Genomic DNA, 19,929 nt, shown 5'->3' with positions numbered 1-19,929 from the left:
GGTTGGGCCTTGTTTTGCATCCCTCTTTCGGGCCGCTTGCGCCGGTGCTGCCTGGCTGTTTGCTAGCGCACTCATGCCTGCACCTCCAGCAATTGATGGCGCACCAATCCACTGATTGGACAACGCACACAGCGTCTTGAGCTGCAGCGTGTTCTTCTTTAATTCCCGGTAGCGCACCTTGGTGTATCCAAACTGCCGCTTGATCACCCGAAGCGCGGGTGCCTCACCTTGGCACGGATACTTGCATTGGTCTTCTCCACTTGGTCTGTCTGCGCGTCAACGGGGTTGTTCTCTTTGTCCACCGCTCTGCGTTTACCTGGGCGCATTGCTCTATGCCACGTCACGACCGCCCGGGCATCAGGGCGCTTACGCGCGCCCTGATAGCCTGCGTCACCAAACCCGTCTTTCTCCTCACCCTGCAGCACGCTGTTGCCTTCTACAACGTCCGCCACGTTGCTAGAGGTTCCGATGACGGTGTGCACCAATCCTGAGTCTGCGTCCACGCCAATGTGGGCCTTCGCTTCATGCCAAAGTGCCATTGATTGTCTTTTGGCTGGAGCGCATCTCTGGGTCGCGCTTTCTGTCCTTGTTCTTGGTAGAGCTGGACGCTGCGATAAACGTGGCGTCTGCCGCAGTTCCAGCCCTGAGCAGCAAGCCTTGCGCTGCCAGCAGTTCGTTTACGGTGGCCACAATCTGCTCGGCCAGCTTGTGTTTCTCCAGCCGATGGCGGAACCTGAAAATAGCGCTCTCGTCAGGCATTCGACCATGGGCATCAAGGCCTGTAAATTCCCCGTAGAGCGGGGTGTCAAAGAAGGCTTCTTCCATCGCCAGATCCGACAAGGTGAACCATTGCTATGCAGTGGATGCGCAGCATGGTCTCCAGGGCAAAGGGTGGACGACCGTTCTTGCCCTCTGGGTAATACGGGGAAATAAGTTCGACCAATGCAGCCCATGGAACCACCCGATCCATCTGAGCCAGCAGTTCATGCTTGCGTGCCTTCTTGGTGCTCAGTTCAGGTCAAGGCTGCTTTGTTTCGTGGCTTGCGAGGAAGCCACGACCGACCGCGAGGTTTTGCAGGATTTCCTTAACAGAGTTCAATATCCAAAACACCTACCATAAATCGTAGTATGTTGGAGAGAGCACACGTCTTGTGCAATTCTCATGTGATGTCAAGTAATTATCACGCACTTCGCGGCAGATTTCATAAAATAGAACATCACCGAATCACGCCATATTTCAATAATTAGTGATGAAAAACATACTAATAATTTTATTTACATTACTTATTTCTCAGAGTGCCTTTGCACTGGGAACAGGCTATATTGATGCTGCGTCAGCTTGGTTGTATTCAGGGTGGGCCTGCGACCCAGGGGTACCTGGCTATCAGGTCCCCGTGCATGCCTGGCGAGATGATGGCAAGTTTCTAGGCGGCGTCGTTGCGAGTAACCCGCGTGAAGCGGCAGTCGGTGCGGCATGTGGTAGCCCTCACAGCTCCCATGGATTCAATCTCAGCATTGAGCAAAAGCCAGAATTAATGGATGGTAAAGTTCACGGCGTAACGCTTTACACCATCGATCATGCTGGCAATCCTGCTCCGTTTCCCGGTGGGCCAGTGCGTGTGCAGTTTCCAGGCTCTTCGAATAACGCCATCGCCCCGCGCGCTGTCGGGGATATTGTTGGTCGCGAACTAGCCCAGAAAGGCCTCGGGTGGACAGGTCATATTGGAGTGTGGGACGGTTCTCGAGTCATTGAAATGCTCAACGAGGGATCCGGCAACCGAGTTTTCACAAATACTTGGGAAAATTTTAAATCACGGGATGCAGTAACTTGGAATACTGCATTTCCAGCTTATCCTGGGCATACCATTAAAACTTGCTGGAACTCCTCATGCGACATAAATAGCAATCGCCCCGATCAGCAACTTGTATCTGCACAACAGGCCGTTGTGAGACGTGCTTTTCAAGTCTACTTGATTGGCTCTGACTACACCTTGACTAAATTTTATAGCAACGCAGAACCCGCGATGACGGACTATACGACTCCAAACTGGAGAAGACCTGCAATACGTGGACAATATCGCTGTGACACGTTTGTATACGACGCATTCCGAGCTAGTACCGACATCAATTTGAGTGGTGTTTTCCCATGGCGTGATGTATACAACATCAACCCCTCTTGGAGGAATAAAGTCAGTAGTCTGCTGGATGGTGTAATTTTGCCTTCAAATATGCTTGAAAAGATCAGGTTGTTTTGATGAAAAAAGTTCCAGTTTTACGCGTTTCGATGTTGATTTTTATGGGTTTTGGTGTGGGATTCTATTTTATGAAAAATCCTGCCAGCCAGTCGCTCCAGGAAGGGCTGCAAGTACTGGTGCCAGCGTCAAAATTTGAGAAACTGCCCCCGCAAGGAGACGCAGAAATCGCAACTATGCTCGCGGAATTCGTAGAATTTTCTCCCAATAGTACAGGTGAAGATCGGATTAAGCGAGCTCGTGACTTAAACGATGCATACTTTCGAGCTCAATCGGGTGATCTTCGAAAAAAAATATCCGAAACTTTATCCATTTTTTTAAAATCTGAAAGCACCCCAGAGGTTGCGCGCGCCCTAGCGTTAAGCCATTCACGACTCTACTTCAATGAGCAAACCTTGCCCAATTTGAAGGATTCATACGATCGTGGAGTTTTGTCCTTCGATGATTACTATGGTGAGCTGGCGCATATTTTTCCCGGTGCGCCAGCGGACGTTCGTGAAGGCATCGTGAACCAGATAGCTACCAGTCACAACAGATATGCTGTCGATATCGTCGCAAGCACTCTCAACGGGGCAGAAAATCTTTCGTTATCGGACGGGGAAAAGACAGATTTGCAAAAATTTCTTAAAACCAACGAACCAATATTTTCGGGCGCTGCAGACTCGTTTGGTCAATTTGAGGCAATACGGTATGAGCAGTGGCTCCTTGCCAGTGCCAAATTGGCGCAGAGTACAGGGACTACGAGTACCGAGGCATATGTGGCGGAAAAGCTCCTTGACCCTAAAACCGACCCAAGGGCTCTCGTAGCACTTGCCACGTCTCCTTATGCAAACTCGCTGACCTCTGCCCAAAGGAACACGGTCCAATGGGAAGTTATTGAGTCGAAAGCCCAGGATTTCATTCGGAAGAATCCGGACAATGCCAGCCTACAGCATTCCGGCCAGCAGATAGCGGGCGGCCGCTAAGGAAATCCTGCAAAACCTCGCGGCCAGTGTGACCAATCCCGGTCAGTCATGGCCTCAATGAATGTCACGACTACTGCCGCTTGCCAAACATCAGAGGAGTTTTCGCAGGATTTCCCTAGGCGTTTCGCCCCAGGCAGTACAAGCAGTACGACAAGGCGAGACAACGACGCCAGGGGTGTTTTGTTGGCCCTCCTTAGCCCAGCCACCCCTTGGGCACCTTGTCTGCCTTTTTCTCCACCGGGTTGGCCAGCAGCCACTGGGCCGCGTACTGGCGCATGAACTCCTTGGCCTTCTCTGGCCGGGCCGTGAGCCACGCGTCGTAGGCGCCTTCGTTCAGGATGGCGGGCATGCTTTTTTCGCTGCCGGGCTGGCCGTAGCGGTGCAGCAGTGCGTGGTTGTTGGCGTTCACCGTGAGCAGGCAGTAGCTGATGATCACCTCGCCATCGGCCCCCTGCCAGCGCGCCCACAGGCCCGCCACGCCCATGGGCTTGCCGTCCACGCGCGCCACGCGGGTGGGCACGGCCTTGCCGCTGCGCAGGTCGTCTTCGTAAAACGCCACCATGGGCACGATGCAGCGTTGGCCGTTCAGCCACGCGTCGCGGAACGCGGTGCCGGTGGAGGCGGTGTCGGACTTGGCATTGACCAGCTTGGGCGCGCGCAGCTTGGCATCGGATGCCGACTTGACCCAGTGCGGCACCAGGCCCCATTGCGCGGGCACGAGCACGCGTTCCGTGCTGGCGGCGGGTGCGTCTGTGGGCGTGTCTGCCGGGGGGCTGGGTTCGGCGTCGGCCGCCGCTTTGGCCACCACTGGCTGGGCAATGGCGGCTGCCGTGGCCGCATGCACGATGAAGAAGCCGGGCTTGCGTGGCCACAGGTGGCGTTCACCCAGGGCCTGCGGTGGCTCGACCGCAAAGGCCTCGCGGTAGGTGTCGGCGTGGGGCAGGGTTTCGTAATGGGTGCTCATGGGGCGATGGTAGCGTGTGGCGTTGAGGTTTCTTGCATGAAATAGGGCTCTAGCGCTTGTTTGATAAGCGTTAACAGCTATAAAAACAGAAGCATTTTCGAGCCCGCTGTGTCACCCATCCGGCCCGGTCCTGACTTGCATCAAGCCCGTTGTCGCCTGCGTTGTGACGCGCGCTGGCGCTGTTTTCACAATGTCCGCATGGACTTCGCACCTTCTCCTCTGGCCCTTCAATGGCGTGATCGCCTGCTGGCGTTCATGGACCGGTATCTGCTGCCCTACAACCCTGCCTGGCATGCGGCCGTGCTGGCGGGCGACTACCCGCCGCCTTTTGTGGAGGACCTGAAGGCGCTGGCGCGCGAAGAAGGCCTGTGGAACCTGTTCCTGCCCACGCTTGAGGACGACGAGCCCGGCACGCGGCTGTCCAACCTCGACTACGCGCCGCTGGCCGAGGCCATGGGCCGCCTGCCGTGGGCGGCCGAGGTGTTCAACTGCCACGCGCCGGACACCGGCAACATCGAGCTGTTGCACCGCTTTGCCACACCCGCCCAGCGCGCCCGCTGGCTGGTGCCGTTGCTGCACGGCCAGATGCGTTCGGCCTTTGCGATGAGCGAGCCCGACGTGGCCTCGTCCGACCCTACCAACCTGCAGACCAAGGTGCGGCGCGAGGGTGACCACCTGGTGCTCAGCGGTCGCAAGTGGTTCATCACCGGCGCGGCGCATCCGCATTGCCAGCTGCTTATCGTGCTGTGCCGCAATGCAGGTGACGACCAGACCGACAGCCACCATCGCCACAGCATGGTGCTGGTGCCCGTGGACGCGCCGGGTGTGCAGATCGTGCGCAACATCCCCGTGCTGCACCACCATGCGCCCGAGGGGCATTGCGAGATATTGCTGCAGGGTGTGCGTGTGCCTGCGGACCACCTGCTGGGCGATTGGGGCGCCGGCTTTGCGATGGCGCAGGCGCGCCTGGGCCCCGGCCGTGTGCACCACTGCATGCGCACCATCGGCCAGTGCGAGCTGGCGCTCTCCCTGGCCACCGAGCGGGCGCTGGAGCGCACGGCGTTTGGCAAGCCGCTGGCCGAGCAGGCCAATGTGCAGGAATGGCTGGCCGAGTCGCGCATCGAGATCGACCAGGCGCGCCTGCTGGTGCTGCATGCGGCCTGGCTGCTGGACCAGGGCGACGCTGCGGATGCGCGCACTGTGCGTGCCCAGGTCGCCGCCATCAAGGTGGTGGCCGCGCGCCTGCAGCAGCGCGTGGTGGACCGTGCCATGCAGATCTTCGGTGCCATGGGCCTGTCGCCCGACACGCCGCTGGCGGCGTTCTGGACCTGGGGCCGCGCGCTGCGGCTGATGGATGGTCCCGACGAGGTGCACCTGCGCACTGTGGCGCGCCACGAGCTGGCCCAGGCGCGCGCGGGCCTTGGGGCGTCGGCGGCTTACTTCACCACCCCGGAGCAGCTGCGTGCGCCGCCGCACCTGAGCGCCTGAAAGGCAACGGCAGGGAGCACCCGGCTGGGGTGGTGCGTGATGGCACCTTCGGACAGGCTTCGGCACTTGGCAGCAGGCCGCCGGTTGCGGATACTGAAAGCCTCGCAGTTCACCTCCCCGAGGTCCCGCCATGCACCACACCATTCCCCGCACCCTGGCAGTTGCCCTCACCGCCGCCGTGTTTTTGCCGGGCATGTGGGGCGCTGCCCATGCCCAGGCCCAAAAGTTGCGGCCGGGCTTGTGGGAGAACAGCGTGACCATGAAAAGCCAGAGCGGCCAGCTGGAGGCCGCCATGGCGCAGATGCAAAAGTCCATGGCCAGCCTGACGCCCGCGCAGCGCAAGCAGATGGAGCAGGCCATGGCCCAGCAGGGCGTTAGCATGGGGCCCAGCGGCAACACGGTGAAGGTCTGCATCAGCCCCGAACAGGCCGATCTGGACCGCATTCCGGCGCAGGAAGGCTGCACGCAGAACGTGCAACGTACCGGCCCCAACGCGGTGGCCATGACGTTCAGCTGCAAGGGCACCCAGGGCCAGCCACCTACCACGGGCGAGGGGACGATGACCTTTCAGGGCCCCACCGCCTATGCGGGCAACTTCAAGGTCAAGACCACTTCCAACGGCAAGCCTGAGCAGATCGACATGGTGCAAAACGGCAAGTGGCTCGCGGCCGACTGCGGCACGCTCAAGCCCGTGCGTTAACCCCTGCCGCCGCCGCGCGGTGGGCTGCGGGCGCCATCACCACGCGGTTGCGGCCCAGGGCCTTGGCGTGGTACAGCGCCTGGTCGGCGCGCTCCAGGGTGTGCTCCAACGTGTCTCCGGACAGGTGCTGCGCGATGCCGATGGACACCGTGAGCTGCAGCGAGCCTGCGCTGTGGGCAATCTCCAGCGCCTGCACCGCCTGGCGGATGCGCTCGAGCAGGTCGCGCGCATGTTCTGCCGAGGTATCGGAGAGCATCAGCACAAACTCCTCGCCGCCCCAGCGGGCCAGCACATCAGTGTCCCGCACGCTGGCGCGCACCGTGCCCGCAAACGCCTGAAGCGCGCGGTCGCCGGTGGCGTGGCCATACCGGTCGTTGATGGGTTTGAAGTGGTCGATGTCCAGCTGTGCCAGCAGCATCGGGCGGCCGCTGCGCAGGCTGCGGCGGTGCTCCAGTGCCATCAGGTCCAGCATGGCGCGGCGGTTGATGAGGCCCGTCAGCTCGTCGCGGGTGGCCAGTTCGCGGTTGACTTCGAGCGCCTGCGCCAGTGCCTCGCGCTGCTGCTGCAGCTTGGCGCGGATGCGCTGGATGCGCAGGTTCAGCGCAATGCAGCCACTGAGCACGATGAGCACCATCAGCGCATAGGCGGTGTCCAGGTAACCCGAAGCGTTGGCATTGAAGCGTGAGCTGACGCCGATGGCACTGGCAAACGCCAGCAGCGCGTACACCCCGATGCCAATCACCTCGGCCACCGTGAGGCCGAAGGTACCGAAGAACAGGATCATCGCTAGCACGCTGGGCACCAGCCCTCGCGCATCGCCCGCCAGCACATACGCTACAGCGCCGCTGGTGATGGTCCAGACCATCTGCGGGATGGTGAGCGAGGGGTCGCGCAGTCGGGCGGTTTCGCCGGAGCGGATGAAGGCCGTCATGACCACCAGGCCGCCCACCGACAGGGCGGCCCACCATTGCACGGCGGTCTGGTCCACGGTGGTGCTGGAATGCGCCACCAGCAGCATCACCCCGGCGCTGCCGGTCATCAGCGTGAGCGCCAGCAAGGCCATGCCCACCAGCGTGCGCCGCCGCGGGTCGGTGGAGAGGATCACATCCTTGAGGCGCTGCCAGCGGGCGGGTGGGCGCAAGGTGGGGCTCCGGCCAGGAGGGAGGGCCGCGCTGCGCGCGGGCGGATTGGCACGAAAACCCTGCTGTCCTGGGTTACCGACCAGTCGGCGATTTTACGGTGAGGTAGTGCTGTGCGTACAGTCCCCCGACCCTGGCTGGGCATGCGGCCCACGCGGCGAGCGCGGGCTACTGGGCAGGGTTGCCGCCCTACAGGGTGAGCGCTGCAAGGGCGGCCAGCGGGGCTGTCTCGGCGCGCAGCACGCGGGGGCCCAGCGTGACCGGGGCAAAGCCGTGTTGCAGCGCCAGGTCTTCTTCCACAGGGCTCAGGCCACCCTCAGGGCCCGAAAGGAACAGCACCGGGCGCTGGGCACCTTCGCCGCCAGTGGCTTCACGCAGCGACACGGTGCCGGGCCGCAGCGCCAACAGCAAGCGCTGGGGAGTGTCCTGCGTCTCTGGGGAGGTCAGGCCGTGCCCCTGCCCTTGCCCTGGTGTACGCAGCCAGCCAGCCAGATCGATGGCCGGGTGCACCAGGGGCACGCGGTTGCGGCCACATTGCTCGCAGGCGGCCACGGCCACGGCCTGCCAGTGGGCGATCTTCTTGTCGGCGCGCTCGCCCTTGAGCTTGAGCACGCTGCGCTCTGCCACCAGCGGGGTGATGCTGGCCACGCCCAGCTCGGTGGCTTTTTCGACCAGCCAGTCCATGCGCTCGTTGGCGGTGATGCCCGCCAGCAGGTGCACTGCGCGGGGCGCCTCGCGGTCGATGGCGTGGTGCGCCCCCACCAGCACGCGCACATCGCTGCGGCCCATCTTGAGCACGGTGGCGTCAAACTCGCCGCCCGGGTCGCCCGCGTTCTGTCCGCCGTGGAACAGGGTGATGCTGTCGCCGGGCTGCAGGCGCAGCACCTGCACATGGCGTGCAGCGCCAGGGGGCAGGTCGATTTCGGCACCAGGGGCCAGGTCAGCGGGGCAGTGGAAACGGGGCATTTGCTACTTAATTGATAGCTGTTTGCGCTTTTCCATAAAGCGCTAAAGCCATTTTTCATATCGACTGCGCACGTGGTTTGCACGGGGCACAGCCTCGAAACTCTCACGGCCCTCTGCCAGCGAACGCCGCGCAAGGGCCGCCCCGCTGCGCTGGCGTTGTCCCCCTCCCGCGCAGCGACTCAGGGGGTGTTTACTGCGCTACATCCGTCCGTACGCAAAGCCCGTGACGGGCTCGGTGCCTTCGATCTGGTCGAGCATCTTGAGCAGCGGCCCCAGCTGCCGGTAGCGGTTGGCCGTGGCGCGGATGTAGGCCATGAAACGCGGCGCATCGGCCAGGTACTTGGGCTTGCCGTCGCGCAGGGTCAGGCGTGCAAAGATGCCCGCGACCTTGAGGTGGCGCTGCAGGCCCATCCATTCCACGGCACGGTAGAACTCGCCGAAGTCATCGCCCCAGCCGCTGGCGCTGCGGGCGCCCAGCAGTCCGGCCTTGCGCGCCTTCTCCCAGTAACGCACCGTAATGTCGATGACAAATTCCTCTTCCCAGCTGATGAACGCATCGCGCAGCAGGCTGGCAATGTCGTAGGTGATAGGGCCGTAGACGGCGTCCTGGAAGTCAAGCACCCCCAGGGGCGCGCCCTGTTCGGTGGGGGCCATCAGGTTCCGGGTCATGAAATCGCGGTGCACATAGACCTGGGGGGCGGCCAGGTTGTGGGCCACGATGGCATCGAAGGCGCTGGCCAGCGTGGCCTGCTGCTTGTCGTCCAGCGTGACGCTGCGGTGCCTGGCCAGGTACCAGTCGGGGAACAGCGCCAGTTCGCGGCGCAGCAGCGCCTCGTCATAGGCCGGCAGCACGCCCGGCTGGGAGGCTTTTTGCCAGTCCAGCAGCACGTCGGTGGCCTGCTGGTACCAGGCGTAGGCGTCCTGGGGCTTTTCGGGGTTCAGCAGCTCAATCAGCGTCTGGTGGCCCAGGTCGGACAGCAGCATGAAGCCGGTTGGTTCATCGTATGCAAGGATCTCGGGCACGTTCAAACCGGCGGCGGCCATTAGGCCCTGCACCTGCACGAAGGGCTTGCAGTTTTCCTTGTCCGGCGGCGCATCCATCACGATGCGGCTGCAGCCCATGGCGCTGTCGATGCGCAGGTAGCGCCGAAAGCTCGCGTCCGCCGAGGCGGGGCGCAGCGTGGCGGGCAGTAGCTGGTGCGGGCCCACCAGGGGCGCCAGCCAGGCCTCGAAGGCTGTCTGGCGGGCCGCATCGGGCCAGGCCACGGTGGAAGTTGCGGGGGTTGCCACGGCCGTGCCCGGGGGCGGGCAGGCGGGAGAAGGGGAAGATGGGTGGCTCATGGATAATCCGATTTTACAAACCCGCTCCCCCCAGGCTCTGAGGTGGGCGGGTTCCTCCTTCTTTGATCCGCCCCTGCCCACCGCCCCACGTGCCACGCTGCAAGCCCCCCACCGTGCAGACATCCTCCCTCCGGCCCCGGCCCGCCAAGGCGAAGCCCGAGCGGCTGCGCGCTCCCGTACCCCGGGCCCTGGCTTATGGCGTGGCGCTGGCCTGGTGCGGTCTGCCGCTCTCCGTGCTGGCGCAGGCGCCTGACGCTGCCCCGCCTGCCAGCGCCTGGGATGCACCCCCTGCGCTGCGAACCTCGCCCCTGCTTCAGGAAAAGATTCCCGAGGCGGTCAGGCCCCAGCTCCCCGTTTTTGTGACGGGGGACCGGATCAGCGGCCAGACCGACCTGAACGCCGTCATCGAAGGCAATGCCGAATTGCGCCGGGGCGACACCGTGATCCGTGCCGACCGCCTGGACTACAACGTGCCCGAAGACCTGGCCAAGGCCAACGGCAAGGTGCGCATCAACCGCGCGGGCAACGTGTACGAAGGCACGGCGCTGGAGCTGCGGGTGGATGCCTTCGAAGGTTTCTTCAGCGACGCCCGCTACCAATTTTTGGCCACCCAGGCGCACGGCGATGCCACGCGCGTGGATTTCATCGACCGCGACCGTGCCGTGGTGCACAACGCCACCTACACCACCTGCGAGCGCGGCAATGAAGAAAGCTGGCAGCCCGACTGGGTGCTGCGCGCCGCCACCATTCGCATCGACAACGAGGAAGAGGTCGGCACCGCCGAAGACGCGGTGCTGGAGTTCAAGGGCGTCTCTGTGCTGCCCATTCCGTACATCACCTTCCCGTTGTCGGACAAGCGCAAGTCCGGCCTGCTGCCGCCCACCATCGGGCTGGACAGCCGCGACGGGGTGGCGTACATCCAGCCCTACTACTGGAACATCGCGCCCAACCGCGACGCCACGCTGCGCGCCGCCCTCATGACCAAGCGCGGCGCCAACCTGGGCGGCGAATTCCGTTACCTGGAGCCCAGCTACACCGGCCAGATCAGTGCCGATGTCATGCCCACCGACCGCCTGCGCGACCGCATGCGCTGGAGCTTTTCGGGCCAGCACCAGGGCGCCTTTGACACGCCGATGGGCGGGCTGGGGCTCAATCTGAACGTCAACCGCGTGAGCGACGACAACTACTGGCGCGACTTTGGCCGGGCGTCCGACCTGCTGCGCCAGCGCCTGCTGCCGGGCGACGCCACGCTGTCGTGGGCGCGCAATGACATGTCCGCCAGCGTGCGCACCCTCAAGTGGCAGACCTTGCAGGACGTGACCTCGCCCATCGTGCCGCCGTATGACCGGCTGCCCCAGTTGCAGTGGCGCTATGCACCGTCGCAGCTGGGTGGCGGGCTCGATGCCAGCGTGGAGCTGGACACCACCCGCTTCCAGGCCGCCCGCGAGCTGACAGGCCAGCCTAATGCCAACCGCAGCTATGCGATGGCGCAGATCAGCCGGCCGTTTCTGGCGCCCGGTGGCTTCGTGACCCCGCGCCTGCAATTGCACGCCACGCAGTACCAGTTTGACTCGGCGCTATCCAACGGGCAGCGTTCAGCCAACCGCACCCTGCCCACCTTCAGCCTGGACAGCGGGCTGGTGTTCGAACGCGATGCCGCTTACTTTGGCCGCGCCTTTTTGCAGACGCTGGAGCCGCGCGCGTTCTACACCTACACGCCTTACCGTGACCAGAGCATGCTGCCCGTGTACGACACGGCGGCCAATGATTTCAACTTCGCCACCATCTACACCGAGAACGCTTTCGGGGGTAACGACCGGCTGGCCGACAACAACCTGCTCACACTGGGTGTGACCACGCGGCTGCTGGACCCGAACACGGGCGCCGAGGCCGCACGCTTTGGCATTGCCCAGCGGCTGCGGTTCTCGGACCAGAAGGTCACCTTGCCCGGCGGTACCCCCGTGAGCGAGCGCCTGTCGGACCTGCTGCTGGGCGCGGGCATCAGCTGGACGCCCCAGTGGGGCTTTGACTCCACCGTGCAGTACAACCCCAAGACGGGCCGCTCCATCCGCTCGACCATCGGCGCGCGCTACAGCCCCGGCAATTACCGCACCGTGAGCGCGGCCTACCGACTGCAGCGTGGCACCAGCGAGCAGATCGACATCGGCTGGCAGTGGCCGCTGAACGACCTGTGGGGCGACAAGGGCAAAGACCTGGGCGCAGGCCGTGGCCAGGGCGGCGGGCGCTGGTACAGCGTAGGCCGCCTGAACTACAGCCTGCAGGACCGCAAGCTGGTGGACACTGTGGTCGGCCTGGAGTACGACAGCTGCTGCTGGATTGGCCGTGTGGTGCTGGAGCGCCTGCAAAGCAGCGTGACCACCTCCAACACCCGCCTGCTGTTCCAGATCGAGTTCGTCGGCTTCTCGCGCCTGAGCCTGGGCTCCAGCCCCCTGGACACCTTCAAGCAGAATGTGCCGCGTTACCAGAACCTGCGCGAGCAGGTCACAACGCCCAGCCGTTTCAGCAACTACGACTAACGCCCAACGCTCCTACGCTTAACGCCATGAATCACCGTGTCATTGCACTGGCCATTGCCACCCTGGCTTCCCTGCTCTCCCAGGGCGCCCTGGCCCAAGGGCTGCGCCCTTCCGGCGCACCGTCGGGCAAAGGGCTGACGGCGCGCCCGGCGGCCGCACCATCGATCACGCTGCCTGCAGAAACGGCGAGTGGTAGCAGCAGCTCGGCACCCCGGCAGGCGGATTTCATTGTCGCCGTGGTCAATTCCGAGCCCGTGACCAACAACGAGGTCCGCGCGCGCCTGGCCCGCGCCGAAGCCCAGCTGGCCCAGCAAGGGGGTGCCATGCCGCCCCGGGAGCTGCTGGCGCGCGAGGTGCTGGAGCGCATCATCCTGGAGCGCGCACAGCTGCAGCAAGCCAAGGAATCGGGCCTCAAGGTGGATGACTACGCCGTGTCGCAGGCCGAACAGGGCGTGGCCCGCCAGAACAACATGTCGGTCGATGACCTCTACCGCCGCCTGGCGCGGGACGGCATGGGCAAGGAGCGCTTCCGCGAGGAATTGCGCAACCAGTTGCTGCTGCAGCGCCTGCGCGAGCGCGAGGTGGAGGCGCGCGTGAAAGTCACCGACCTGGACATCGACCAGTACCTGCGCGAGCAGCAAAAGGGCAACGACGTCGCTTCGATGGAGATCAACCTGGGCCATGTGCTGGTGCTGGTGCCCGAGAACGCGAGCCCCGTGCAGGTGGCCGAGCGCCAGGCACGCGCCCAGCGCGCGGCCGACAAGGTGCGCGCGGGGGAAGACTTTGCGGCCGTGGCCCGCGAGTTTTCGGATGCACCCGAGGGACAGCGCGCGGGCGGCCAACTGGGCATGCGCCCGGCCGACCGGTATCCCGAGCTGTTTGTGAACTCCACGCTGGGCCTGCCTGTGGGCAGCATCGTCGGGCCCGTGCGCTCGCCAGCGGGCTTCCACGTGCTCAAGGTGATCGAGCGAGTCACGGCTGGCGTGCCCACCACGGTGGTGCAAAACCATGCCCGCCACATCCTGCTGCGCACGGGGCCGCAACTTTCCGAAAGCGCCGCCGCCGCTCGCCTGGCCGACTACCGCCGCCGTGTGCAGATGGGGCAGGCCGATTTTGCGACGCTGGCCCGTGAGCACTCGCAGGACGGTAGCTCCAAGGAAGGTGGCGACTTGGGCTGGGCCACCCCCGGCCGCTATGTGCCTGAGTTCGAGCAGGCCCTGAACGCCCTCAAGCCCGGCGACATCAGCGAACCCGTGGTTTCGCGTTTCGGCGTGCACCTGATCCAGCTGCTGGAGCGCCGCGAGGCCAAGCTCACCCAGCGCGAGCAGCGCGACATGGCGCGCGACACCGTGCGCGAGAAGAAACTGGACGAGGCCTACGCCACCTGGGCGCAGGAGCTGCGCGGACGCGCGTATGTCGAATACCGCGACCCACCGCAGTGACCGATCGATGATCAGACAGGTAAGCACGCGTTGAAACACATCCCCCGCAAGCGCTTCGGGCAGCATTTTCTGTCCGACAAGGGCATCATCGAAGATATCGTGCAGGCCATTGCACCCCAGCCGGGCCAGCCCATGGTTGAGATCGGGCCGGGCCTCGCGGCGCTGACCCAGCCCCTGGTCGAGCGCCTGGGGCGCCTCACGGTCATCGAGCTGGACCGCGATCTGGCCTTGCGCCTGCGGCTGCACGGCCAGCTGGAAGTGATCGAGTCCGACGTGCTCAAGGTGGACTTCACCGCGCTGGCACTGGCCATGCGCGAGAAAGCCGCGTTGCCCGGCCTCAAGCTGCGCGTGGTGGGCAACCTGCCCTACAACATCTCCACGCCCATCCTGTTCCACTTGCTGGACCATGTGCAGGTGATTGAAGACCAGCACTTCATGCTGCAAAAGGAAGTGATCGATCGCATGGTGGCCAAGCCCGCCACCAGCGACTATGGGCGCCTGTCAGTCATGCTGCAGTGGCGCTACGCCATGGAAAACGTGCTGTTCGTGCCGCCTGAGAGCTTTGACCCACCCCCACGCGTGGACAGCGCCGTGGTCCGCATGGTGCCGCACGCAGAGCCTGCGCCTTTGTCGGTGCCCCTGCTGGAAGAACTGGTGCAGGTCGCCTTCAGCCAGCGCCGCAAGCTGCTGCGCCACACCCTGGGCCGCTGGCTCGAAGCGCGCCAGTTCGCTGGCACCTTCGACACCCAGCGCCGCGCCGAGGAAGTGCCGGTGAGCGAGTTTGTCGCTCTGGCGCAGGAATGCTCATGAATCAATAGCTGCTAGCGCTTGATGCATAAGCGCTAGTGCCTGATTTGGCTGCAAAGCGTCAACAGCTGGCGCGCCCCAGGCGAGAGATGCCAAGCAAGGGCCGCCCCGCCGCGAGGGCATCGTCCACCTTCCCGAATTGCGCAGCAATTCGAGAGAAGGGGGAAGGCGCAAAGCGCCTCAGGGGGATGTCTCTGTTACGCCGCGCTCAGCCAGTAACCCGCGTTGAAAGGGCTGCTCATGCGCAGCGCCATCGGGGAGACATCGACAAGCTTGTCGGTCGGCATTTTTTCGGCGGAATCCGTGCCGATTTCAATGCCCTCGACACCTTGTTGGGTGCCGGTAGCCTCGTTCGCCCGTTCTGCTTGGCTGGTGGATGCAGAACGGGCTACAGAAAAGAATAGAAACACCGGAACGGTATCTTGCGGTCGCCCCAGTAGTCGGCGGCGTCGCGGAAGATATCGAGCAGTTGTTCACGCGCTTCCTTGTCGAACTTGCCCGTGGCGGGGATCTGCTCCAGCACCACGATGAAACCAGGCTGCGGGCCCGATTTATGCAAGGGATCCGTCATGCAGTCGTACAACGCATCAAAGTTCTTGCCGAAGTGCGACGGGAAGGTGAATTGCCCGGCAATCAGGTCCAGCACATCCTGCTTGGACTGCGCGTGGGCCAGGTTGGCGTACAAGAAATGGTGACCCATGGAGGTGGCCGCATCCTGCAGGTCCTGCACGCGGAAAGCGCGAATGGACTGCACGATGTTGGTGCGCACGCCACGCAGTGGCGTTTCCAGGTCTTTACGAAGTGGCGTCTGCATCTCCGCTACTCTTTCTTTTTAAAGTCCACAAACTTCTGGCATTTCGCAGGGCTGCGGGATGCAGCCTGCGGGTGGGGGATTCAAGGGGGCGCGCTTACCGCTGCCAGCGTATCTCTGGCCTGCGTGCAGCGCAACGGGGGTCACTCGACGATCTCGCGAAAACTGGCGTAGTGATCGCTGGTGTAGTAGCAGGCGTCCGGAACCCGGGGCTTGCCGCCACACACAATGCGCCGGGCTCCCCGGTTGCGCGATCCTGGTGTTCTGACGGTGTACTCACGGTAGTAGCCCCGCTTGTGGGCGGGCAACAGCCGCTCGCGATTGCCAAAAACTGTTCCGTCCTTGTCATACGGAAAGGGCCCTCCTTCACGGATCAGCGCATACGTCGCCCGCCCTTGGGGCGGCAACTCGGCCAATGCGATAGGGGGGATGGAGCCGTCGGTGGACGGGGAGTTCCGGGCATGCCCCGCTACCGGGGACAACACGAACGCAACACCCAAAACACACAAAAACCCTGCTTTGCGCGCCCGGGTGGCTACAGCCTTCAGCATCAACGAACCTTTCAGAAACTACGGGTTAACCCGAAATTTCGAGCCGCTAGTGTCGCTCAACGGCCCCCAAAAAGCAAGCGTCTGCACAAAGATTGGGCAGACGCTGAAGGGAAAAACAAGCTCTTTAAGTTAGCGCTTGCTATCAATTTTTGGCTTATCTTGACACGTTGGCATCGGCCACGGTAAGTGCTGTCATGTTCACAATGCGGCGCACGGTGGCGCTGGGCGTCAGGATGTGGACCGGCTTGGCCGCGCCCAGCAGCACGGGGCCGATGGCGATGCCGCCGCCTGCGGCGGTCTTGAGCAGGTTGTAGGCGATGTTGGCTGCGTCGATGTTGGGGAACACCAGCAGGTTGGCGTCACCCGTCAGTTCGCTGCTGGGCATGAGGGCCGCACGGGCCTTGCCGTCCAGCGCCACGTCGCCATGCATTTCACCGTCCACTTCCAGCCAGGGGGCTTGCTGGCGCAGCAGTTCGAGCGTCTGGCGCATTTTGACGGCGCTGGGGTGGTTGCTGGTGCCGAAGTTGGAGTGCGACAGCAGCGCGGCCTTGGGCTTGACGCCAAAGCGCATCATTTCCTCGGCAGCCAGGGCGGTGATCTCGGCCAGCTCCTGGGGGGTCGGGTCGTAGTTGACGTGGGTGTCCACCAGGAACACCTGGCGCCCGGGCAGCATGAGGCCGTTCATGCAGGCGTATACCGGCACATCCTGCGCCGTGCTGTCGGCGCCGCCCGCGTGTTTGCCGATCACCTGGTCGATATAGAGCAGGTGGTTGGCCGTGGTGCCCCAGGTGCCGCAGATCAGGCCGTCCACCTCGCCCTTGTGCAGCATCATGGCGCCGATGAGCGTGAGGCGCCGGCGCATTTCGATCTTGGCGACCTGCTGGGTGATGCCCTTGCGCTCGGTCATGCGGTGGTAGGTCTGCCAGAAGTCGCGGTAGCGGTGGTCGAAGTCGGTGTTGACCACGTCGTAGTCCACGCCTTCTTTCAGGCGCAGGCCAAACTTTTCGATGCGCTGGGCAATGATGGCGGGGCGGCCGATCAGCGTGGGGCGGGCCACCTTCTCGTCCACCACGATCTGCGCGGCGCGCAGCACGCGCTCTTCTTCGCCTTCGGCGTAGGCCACGCGCTTCTTGGCGGCAGTGCGGGCGGCGTCGAAGATGGGTTTCATCGTCGTGCCGGAGGCGTAGACAAAGGTCTGCAGCCGGTCGCGGTAAGCGTCCATGTCGGCGATGGGGCGCTGGGCTACGCCGCTGTCCATGGCGGCCTGGGCCACGGCCGGCGCAATCTTCATCATCAGGCGCGGGTCGAACGGCTTGGGAATCAGGTATTCGGGGCCGAACGACAGCTTCTCGCCCACATAGGCGGCGGCCACCACTTCGCTCTGCTCGGCCTGGGCCAGCTCGGCAATCGCGTGGACGGCGGCAATCTCCATCTCATCGGTGATGGTGGTGGCGCCGCAGTCCAGCGCGCCACGGAAGATGTACGGGAAGCACAGGACGTTGTTGACCTGGTTCGGGTAGTCCGAACGCCCCGTGGCCATGATGATGTCGCTGCGCACGCTGTGCGCCAGCTCGGGCGTGATTTCGGGGTTGGGGTTGGCCAGCGCGAAGATCACCGGGCGCTCGGCCATGGTGGCCACCATCTCGGGCTTGAGCACATTGCCCGCCGACAGGCCCAGGAACACGTCCGCGCCCACCATCACCTCGGCCAGCTTGCGCGCGTCGGTCTTTTGCATGAACTGGCGCTTGTCGTCGTCCATCAGCTCTTCACGGCCTTCATAGACCACGCCTGCCAGGTCGGTGACGAACACGTTCTTGCGCTGCACGCCCACCTTGAGCAGCAGGTTCAGGCAGGCCAGCGCCGCTGCACCCGCGCCGCTGGTGACCAGCTTCACCTCCTCGATCTTCTTGCCCGCCACCTTCAGCGCATTCACGATGGCGGCCGCCACCGTGATGGCCGTGCCGTGCTGGTCGTCGTGGAAGACCGGGATCTTCATGCGCTTGCGCAGCTCGCGCTCCACGTAGAAGCAGTCGGGGGCCTTGATGTCTTCGAGGTTGATGGCGCCGAAGGTCGGCTCCAGCGCGGCGATCACTTCCACCAGCTTCTGGGGGTCTTTTTCGTCGATCTCGATGTCGAACACATCCACGCCGGCGAATTTCTTGAACAGAACGCCCTTGCCTTCCATCACCGGCTTGGAGGCCAGCGCACCGATGTCGCCCAGGCCCAGCACGGCGGTGCCGTTGGTGATGACAGCCACCAGGTTGCCGCGCGAGGTGTAGCGGAAGGCATTGGCCGGGTCCTTGACGATTTCTTCGCAAGGTGCGGCCACACCGGGCGAGTAGGCCAGCGCCAGGTCATGCTGGTTGACCATCTGCTTGGTGGCGGCAATGGCGATCTTGCCGGGCTTGGGAAACTCGTGGTACTCGAGAGCGGCACGGCGCAACTGGGCGCGCTTGTCGGAATCGTTGTTGTTCTGGGCCGTGGTGTTTTCGGGCATTCAATTGTCTCCAGCTTGGGGTGTCAATGCCACGCCGGTTCAAGCAGGTCCGGCGCAGGTTGTCAGCTTTCGTAAGGGTGGGCGATTGTAGGCCGCGTTCGGTAAAAACCCTAGTAAGCGAATCTGCTTACATGGGAAATTCAGCTTTGCCGTCTGGGTTGGAATGCGGCGGATCGCTCCAGCGCGAGGTGCAACCCTTATGCAACCGCTGCCGAAGTGGTCTGGACCTCCGCTTCGAGCCCGTCCAGCCTGGGCTTCAAGCTGCTAAACCGTGGGCTTCACCACAATCGTTCCTAGCCAGGGCTGTTTTGCAGTCAGCGCAGTCCATGGCCGAGATACGGAAAAAAGACCGCTGAAATGGACTGCAGCGGTCCTTCTGTCATCGACGGTTTCCAGTTCGTTTCCAGCTCCAGCGGGCAACAGATCGAAGCGGGCGCTATCGTTAGCGGTGCTTCCCATGGGGGCAAGCTGTTAGCCAAACAGCGCCTCATAGCGGGCGATGTTCGGCGAGCGCGTATCCGGCATGCTCGGCACCAGCATCCACTGCACACTTCCCAATTGCGGGTGGCTCAGGGTGTACGTTGCCTGAGAAAGCCTTGGAACATCTGGTCCATGAAATAGCAGTGTGAACGGTGTCCGAAATTGCTCTGGCAAATGGCCGCGCGCCCGTTCGGTAGCTTCTACCAAAACCAGCTCCACAGGGCCATGCTCTGTCAGTGCGACGAAGGGACTGCCCACCAGGGTGTTGACGGATTCAAAAGTGGTGCTCATCGATGGCGTGTGTTGAGGGATCACAAAAGGGTTGGATACAGGCCATTGAGTTGCCAGAATGGGCTGGTATCCACGACCCACTCAACATCCTACAGCCGAGAATCCACTGTGTATTTGCTATCTGAACCATTCGCCCTGCGTGAGAGGGCCGACGACGATCAGCCTTTTCTGCTGGAACTCTATCTATCTACCCGCGATGACCTCCAGCAGGCCATCCCCGACCTCGCGATGCTCCAGCAGTTGATAGCCATGCAGTTCAATGCACAGGAGACCGGCTACCGCCACCAGTTCCCCTTGGCCCGCCAGTTGGTACTGCTGCGTTCCGGCCAGCCAATAGGGCGCATGGTGGTAGACCCCTCACCCGAACAATTGCGTCTGGTGGATATCGCCATTGCGCCGCCAGCTCGCCGCAGCGGCGCTGCAATGGCTGCGTTGGCTGCGCTGCAGCGCCATGCAGCAGCGCAGGGCCTGCCACTGTGTCTGGCGGTAGGGCGATACAACGGTCCAGCGCAGTGTCTGTATCAAAAATGCGGATTCACTTCCGTGACCGAAGACGATCTGTTCGTACAGATGATCTGGAGAAGCACTTCGCAGTGAGACCTGCCAGCGCAATCGCCCCGTTGTTGAAGCCATCTTCGACGGGGGAAATGAAGTGTGCCTGACCGCGTAGCGCTTGCAGGCAACGCCATCCGTGGGGC

Annotated in this window: 17 protein-coding genes and 1 pseudogene; 8 read left to right on the top strand and 10 right to left on the bottom strand. The window is 63.2% G+C overall.

Annotated features, from left to right (window positions below):
• Nucleotides 1-75: 75 nt before the first annotated feature.
• A pseudogene (locus ACT89O_RS24355) lies at nt 76-1,017 on the bottom strand (IS5 family transposase); the annotation flags it as partial.
• A 233-nt stretch (nt 1,018-1,250) separates the two neighbouring features.
• Here ACT89O_RS24355 and ACT89O_RS24350 point away from each other — a divergent pair.
• Nucleotides 1,251-2,255, top strand: a complete 1,005-nt coding sequence (locus ACT89O_RS24350) for a hypothetical protein (protein ID WP_487261437.1) — start codon at nt 1,251-1,253, stop codon at nt 2,253-2,255.
• On the top strand, nt 2,255-3,217 hold the full coding sequence (locus ACT89O_RS24345) for a hypothetical protein (RefSeq protein WP_487261436.1): 963 nt from the start codon (nt 2,255-2,257) through the stop codon (nt 3,215-3,217). The genes ACT89O_RS24350 and ACT89O_RS24345 overlap by 1 nt, the downstream gene beginning before the upstream one ends.
• A gap of 193 nt (nt 3,218-3,410) precedes the next feature.
• Here the strand turns inward: ACT89O_RS24345 and ACT89O_RS24340 are convergent, their stop codons facing one another.
• On the bottom strand, nt 3,411-4,181 hold the full coding sequence (locus tag ACT89O_RS24340; protein ID WP_487261435.1) for an SOS response-associated peptidase: 771 nt from the start codon (nt 4,179-4,181) through the stop codon (nt 3,411-3,413).
• Nucleotides 4,182-4,379: 198 nt separating this feature from the next.
• On the opposite strand from ACT89O_RS24340, the gene ACT89O_RS24335 reads away from it, so the two are divergent.
• Together ACT89O_RS24335 and ACT89O_RS24330 are read left to right on the top strand one after the other, a co-directional pair.
• Nucleotides 4,380-5,669, top strand: coding sequence for an acyl-CoA dehydrogenase family protein (locus tag ACT89O_RS24335; protein WP_487261434.1), 1,290 nt, complete (start codon nt 4,380-4,382; stop codon nt 5,667-5,669).
• Between the two features lie 130 nt (nt 5,670-5,799).
• Nucleotides 5,800-6,369: a DUF3617 domain-containing protein gene (locus ACT89O_RS24330; RefSeq protein ID WP_487261433.1), complete on the top strand. Its 570-nt coding sequence runs from the start codon at nt 5,800-5,802 to the stop codon at nt 6,367-6,369.
• On the opposite strand, the gene ACT89O_RS24325 is transcribed toward ACT89O_RS24330, so the two are convergent.
• From ACT89O_RS24325 to ACT89O_RS24315, 3 genes are all read right to left on the bottom strand, one after another.
• Nucleotides 6,353-7,510, bottom strand: coding sequence for a diguanylate cyclase (locus ACT89O_RS24325; RefSeq protein WP_306555533.1), 1,158 nt, complete (start codon nt 7,508-7,510; stop codon nt 6,353-6,355). The genes ACT89O_RS24330 and ACT89O_RS24325 overlap by 17 nt on opposite strands.
• A gap of 187 nt (nt 7,511-7,697) precedes the next feature.
• Nucleotides 7,698-8,474 (bottom strand): 16S rRNA (uracil(1498)-N(3))-methyltransferase, encoded by a 777-nt coding sequence (locus ACT89O_RS24320; protein WP_487261432.1) that lies wholly within the window; start codon nt 8,472-8,474, stop codon nt 7,698-7,700.
• Between the two features lie 198 nt (nt 8,475-8,672).
• Nucleotides 8,673-9,815: an aminoglycoside phosphotransferase family protein gene (locus tag ACT89O_RS24315; RefSeq protein WP_487261431.1), complete on the bottom strand. Its 1,143-nt coding sequence runs from the start codon at nt 9,813-9,815 to the stop codon at nt 8,673-8,675.
• 164 nt (nt 9,816-9,979) lie between these two features.
• Here ACT89O_RS24315 and ACT89O_RS24310 point away from each other — a divergent pair, with 164 nt between their 5' ends.
• From ACT89O_RS24310 to rsmA, 3 genes are read left to right on the top strand one after another with little or no spacing between them, the layout of a single operon-like run.
• Nucleotides 9,980-12,352, top strand: coding sequence for an LPS-assembly protein LptD (locus ACT89O_RS24310; RefSeq protein ID WP_487262905.1), 2,373 nt, complete (start codon nt 9,980-9,982; stop codon nt 12,350-12,352).
• A gap of 26 nt (nt 12,353-12,378) precedes the next feature.
• Nucleotides 12,379-13,794 (top strand): peptidylprolyl isomerase, encoded by a 1,416-nt coding sequence (locus ACT89O_RS24305; protein ID WP_487261430.1) that lies wholly within the window; start codon nt 12,379-12,381, stop codon nt 13,792-13,794.
• Between the two features lie 30 nt (nt 13,795-13,824).
• On the top strand, nt 13,825-14,604 hold the full coding sequence (gene rsmA / locus ACT89O_RS24300) for a 16S rRNA (adenine(1518)-N(6)/adenine(1519)-N(6))-dimethyltransferase RsmA (protein WP_487261429.1): 780 nt from the start codon (nt 13,825-13,827) through the stop codon (nt 14,602-14,604).
• Between the two features lie 194 nt (nt 14,605-14,798).
• Here rsmA and ACT89O_RS24295 read toward each other — a convergent pair whose 3' ends face one another.
• The 5 genes from ACT89O_RS24295 to ACT89O_RS24275 all read right to left on the bottom strand — a co-directional run bounded on the left by ACT89O_RS24295 (nt 14,799) and on the right by ACT89O_RS24275 (nt 19,231).
• The gene (locus ACT89O_RS24295) at nt 14,799-15,011 is read right to left on the bottom strand and encodes a hypothetical protein (RefSeq protein ID WP_147433275.1); all 213 of its coding nucleotides are present in this window, start codon (nt 15,009-15,011) and stop codon (nt 14,799-14,801) included.
• Nucleotides 14,990-15,415 (bottom strand): barstar family protein, encoded by a 426-nt coding sequence (locus ACT89O_RS24290; RefSeq protein WP_010464776.1) that lies wholly within the window; start codon nt 15,413-15,415, stop codon nt 14,990-14,992. The genes ACT89O_RS24295 and ACT89O_RS24290 overlap by 22 nt, the downstream gene beginning before the upstream one ends.
• Nucleotides 15,416-15,555: 140 nt before the next feature.
• Nucleotides 15,556-15,963 (bottom strand): guanyl-specific ribonuclease, encoded by a 408-nt coding sequence (locus ACT89O_RS24285; RefSeq protein ID WP_055398013.1) that lies wholly within the window; start codon nt 15,961-15,963, stop codon nt 15,556-15,558.
• Nucleotides 15,964-16,117: 154 nt separating this feature from the next.
• Nucleotides 16,118-18,460 carry an NADP-dependent malic enzyme gene (locus ACT89O_RS24280; protein WP_121421673.1) on the bottom strand — a complete coding sequence of 781 codons (2,343 nt, stop codon included), beginning with the start codon at nt 18,458-18,460 and terminating at the stop codon, nt 16,118-16,120.
• A gap of 471 nt (nt 18,461-18,931) precedes the next feature.
• Entirely contained in the window at nt 18,932-19,231 is a 300-nt protein-coding gene (locus ACT89O_RS24275; protein WP_158603284.1) for a DUF6916 family protein, read from the bottom strand.
• Between the two features lie 45 nt (nt 19,232-19,276).
• Between ACT89O_RS24275 and ACT89O_RS24270 the strand changes: the two genes are divergently transcribed.
• Entirely contained in the window at nt 19,277-19,828 is a 552-nt protein-coding gene (locus ACT89O_RS24270) for a GNAT family N-acetyltransferase (protein WP_487261428.1), read from the top strand.
• Nucleotides 19,829-19,929 lie beyond the last annotated feature (101 nt).

It is taken from the genome of Acidovorax sp. NN32, assembly GCF_057597245.1.
This window is presented reverse-complemented; position numbering and strand designations above follow the sequence as displayed.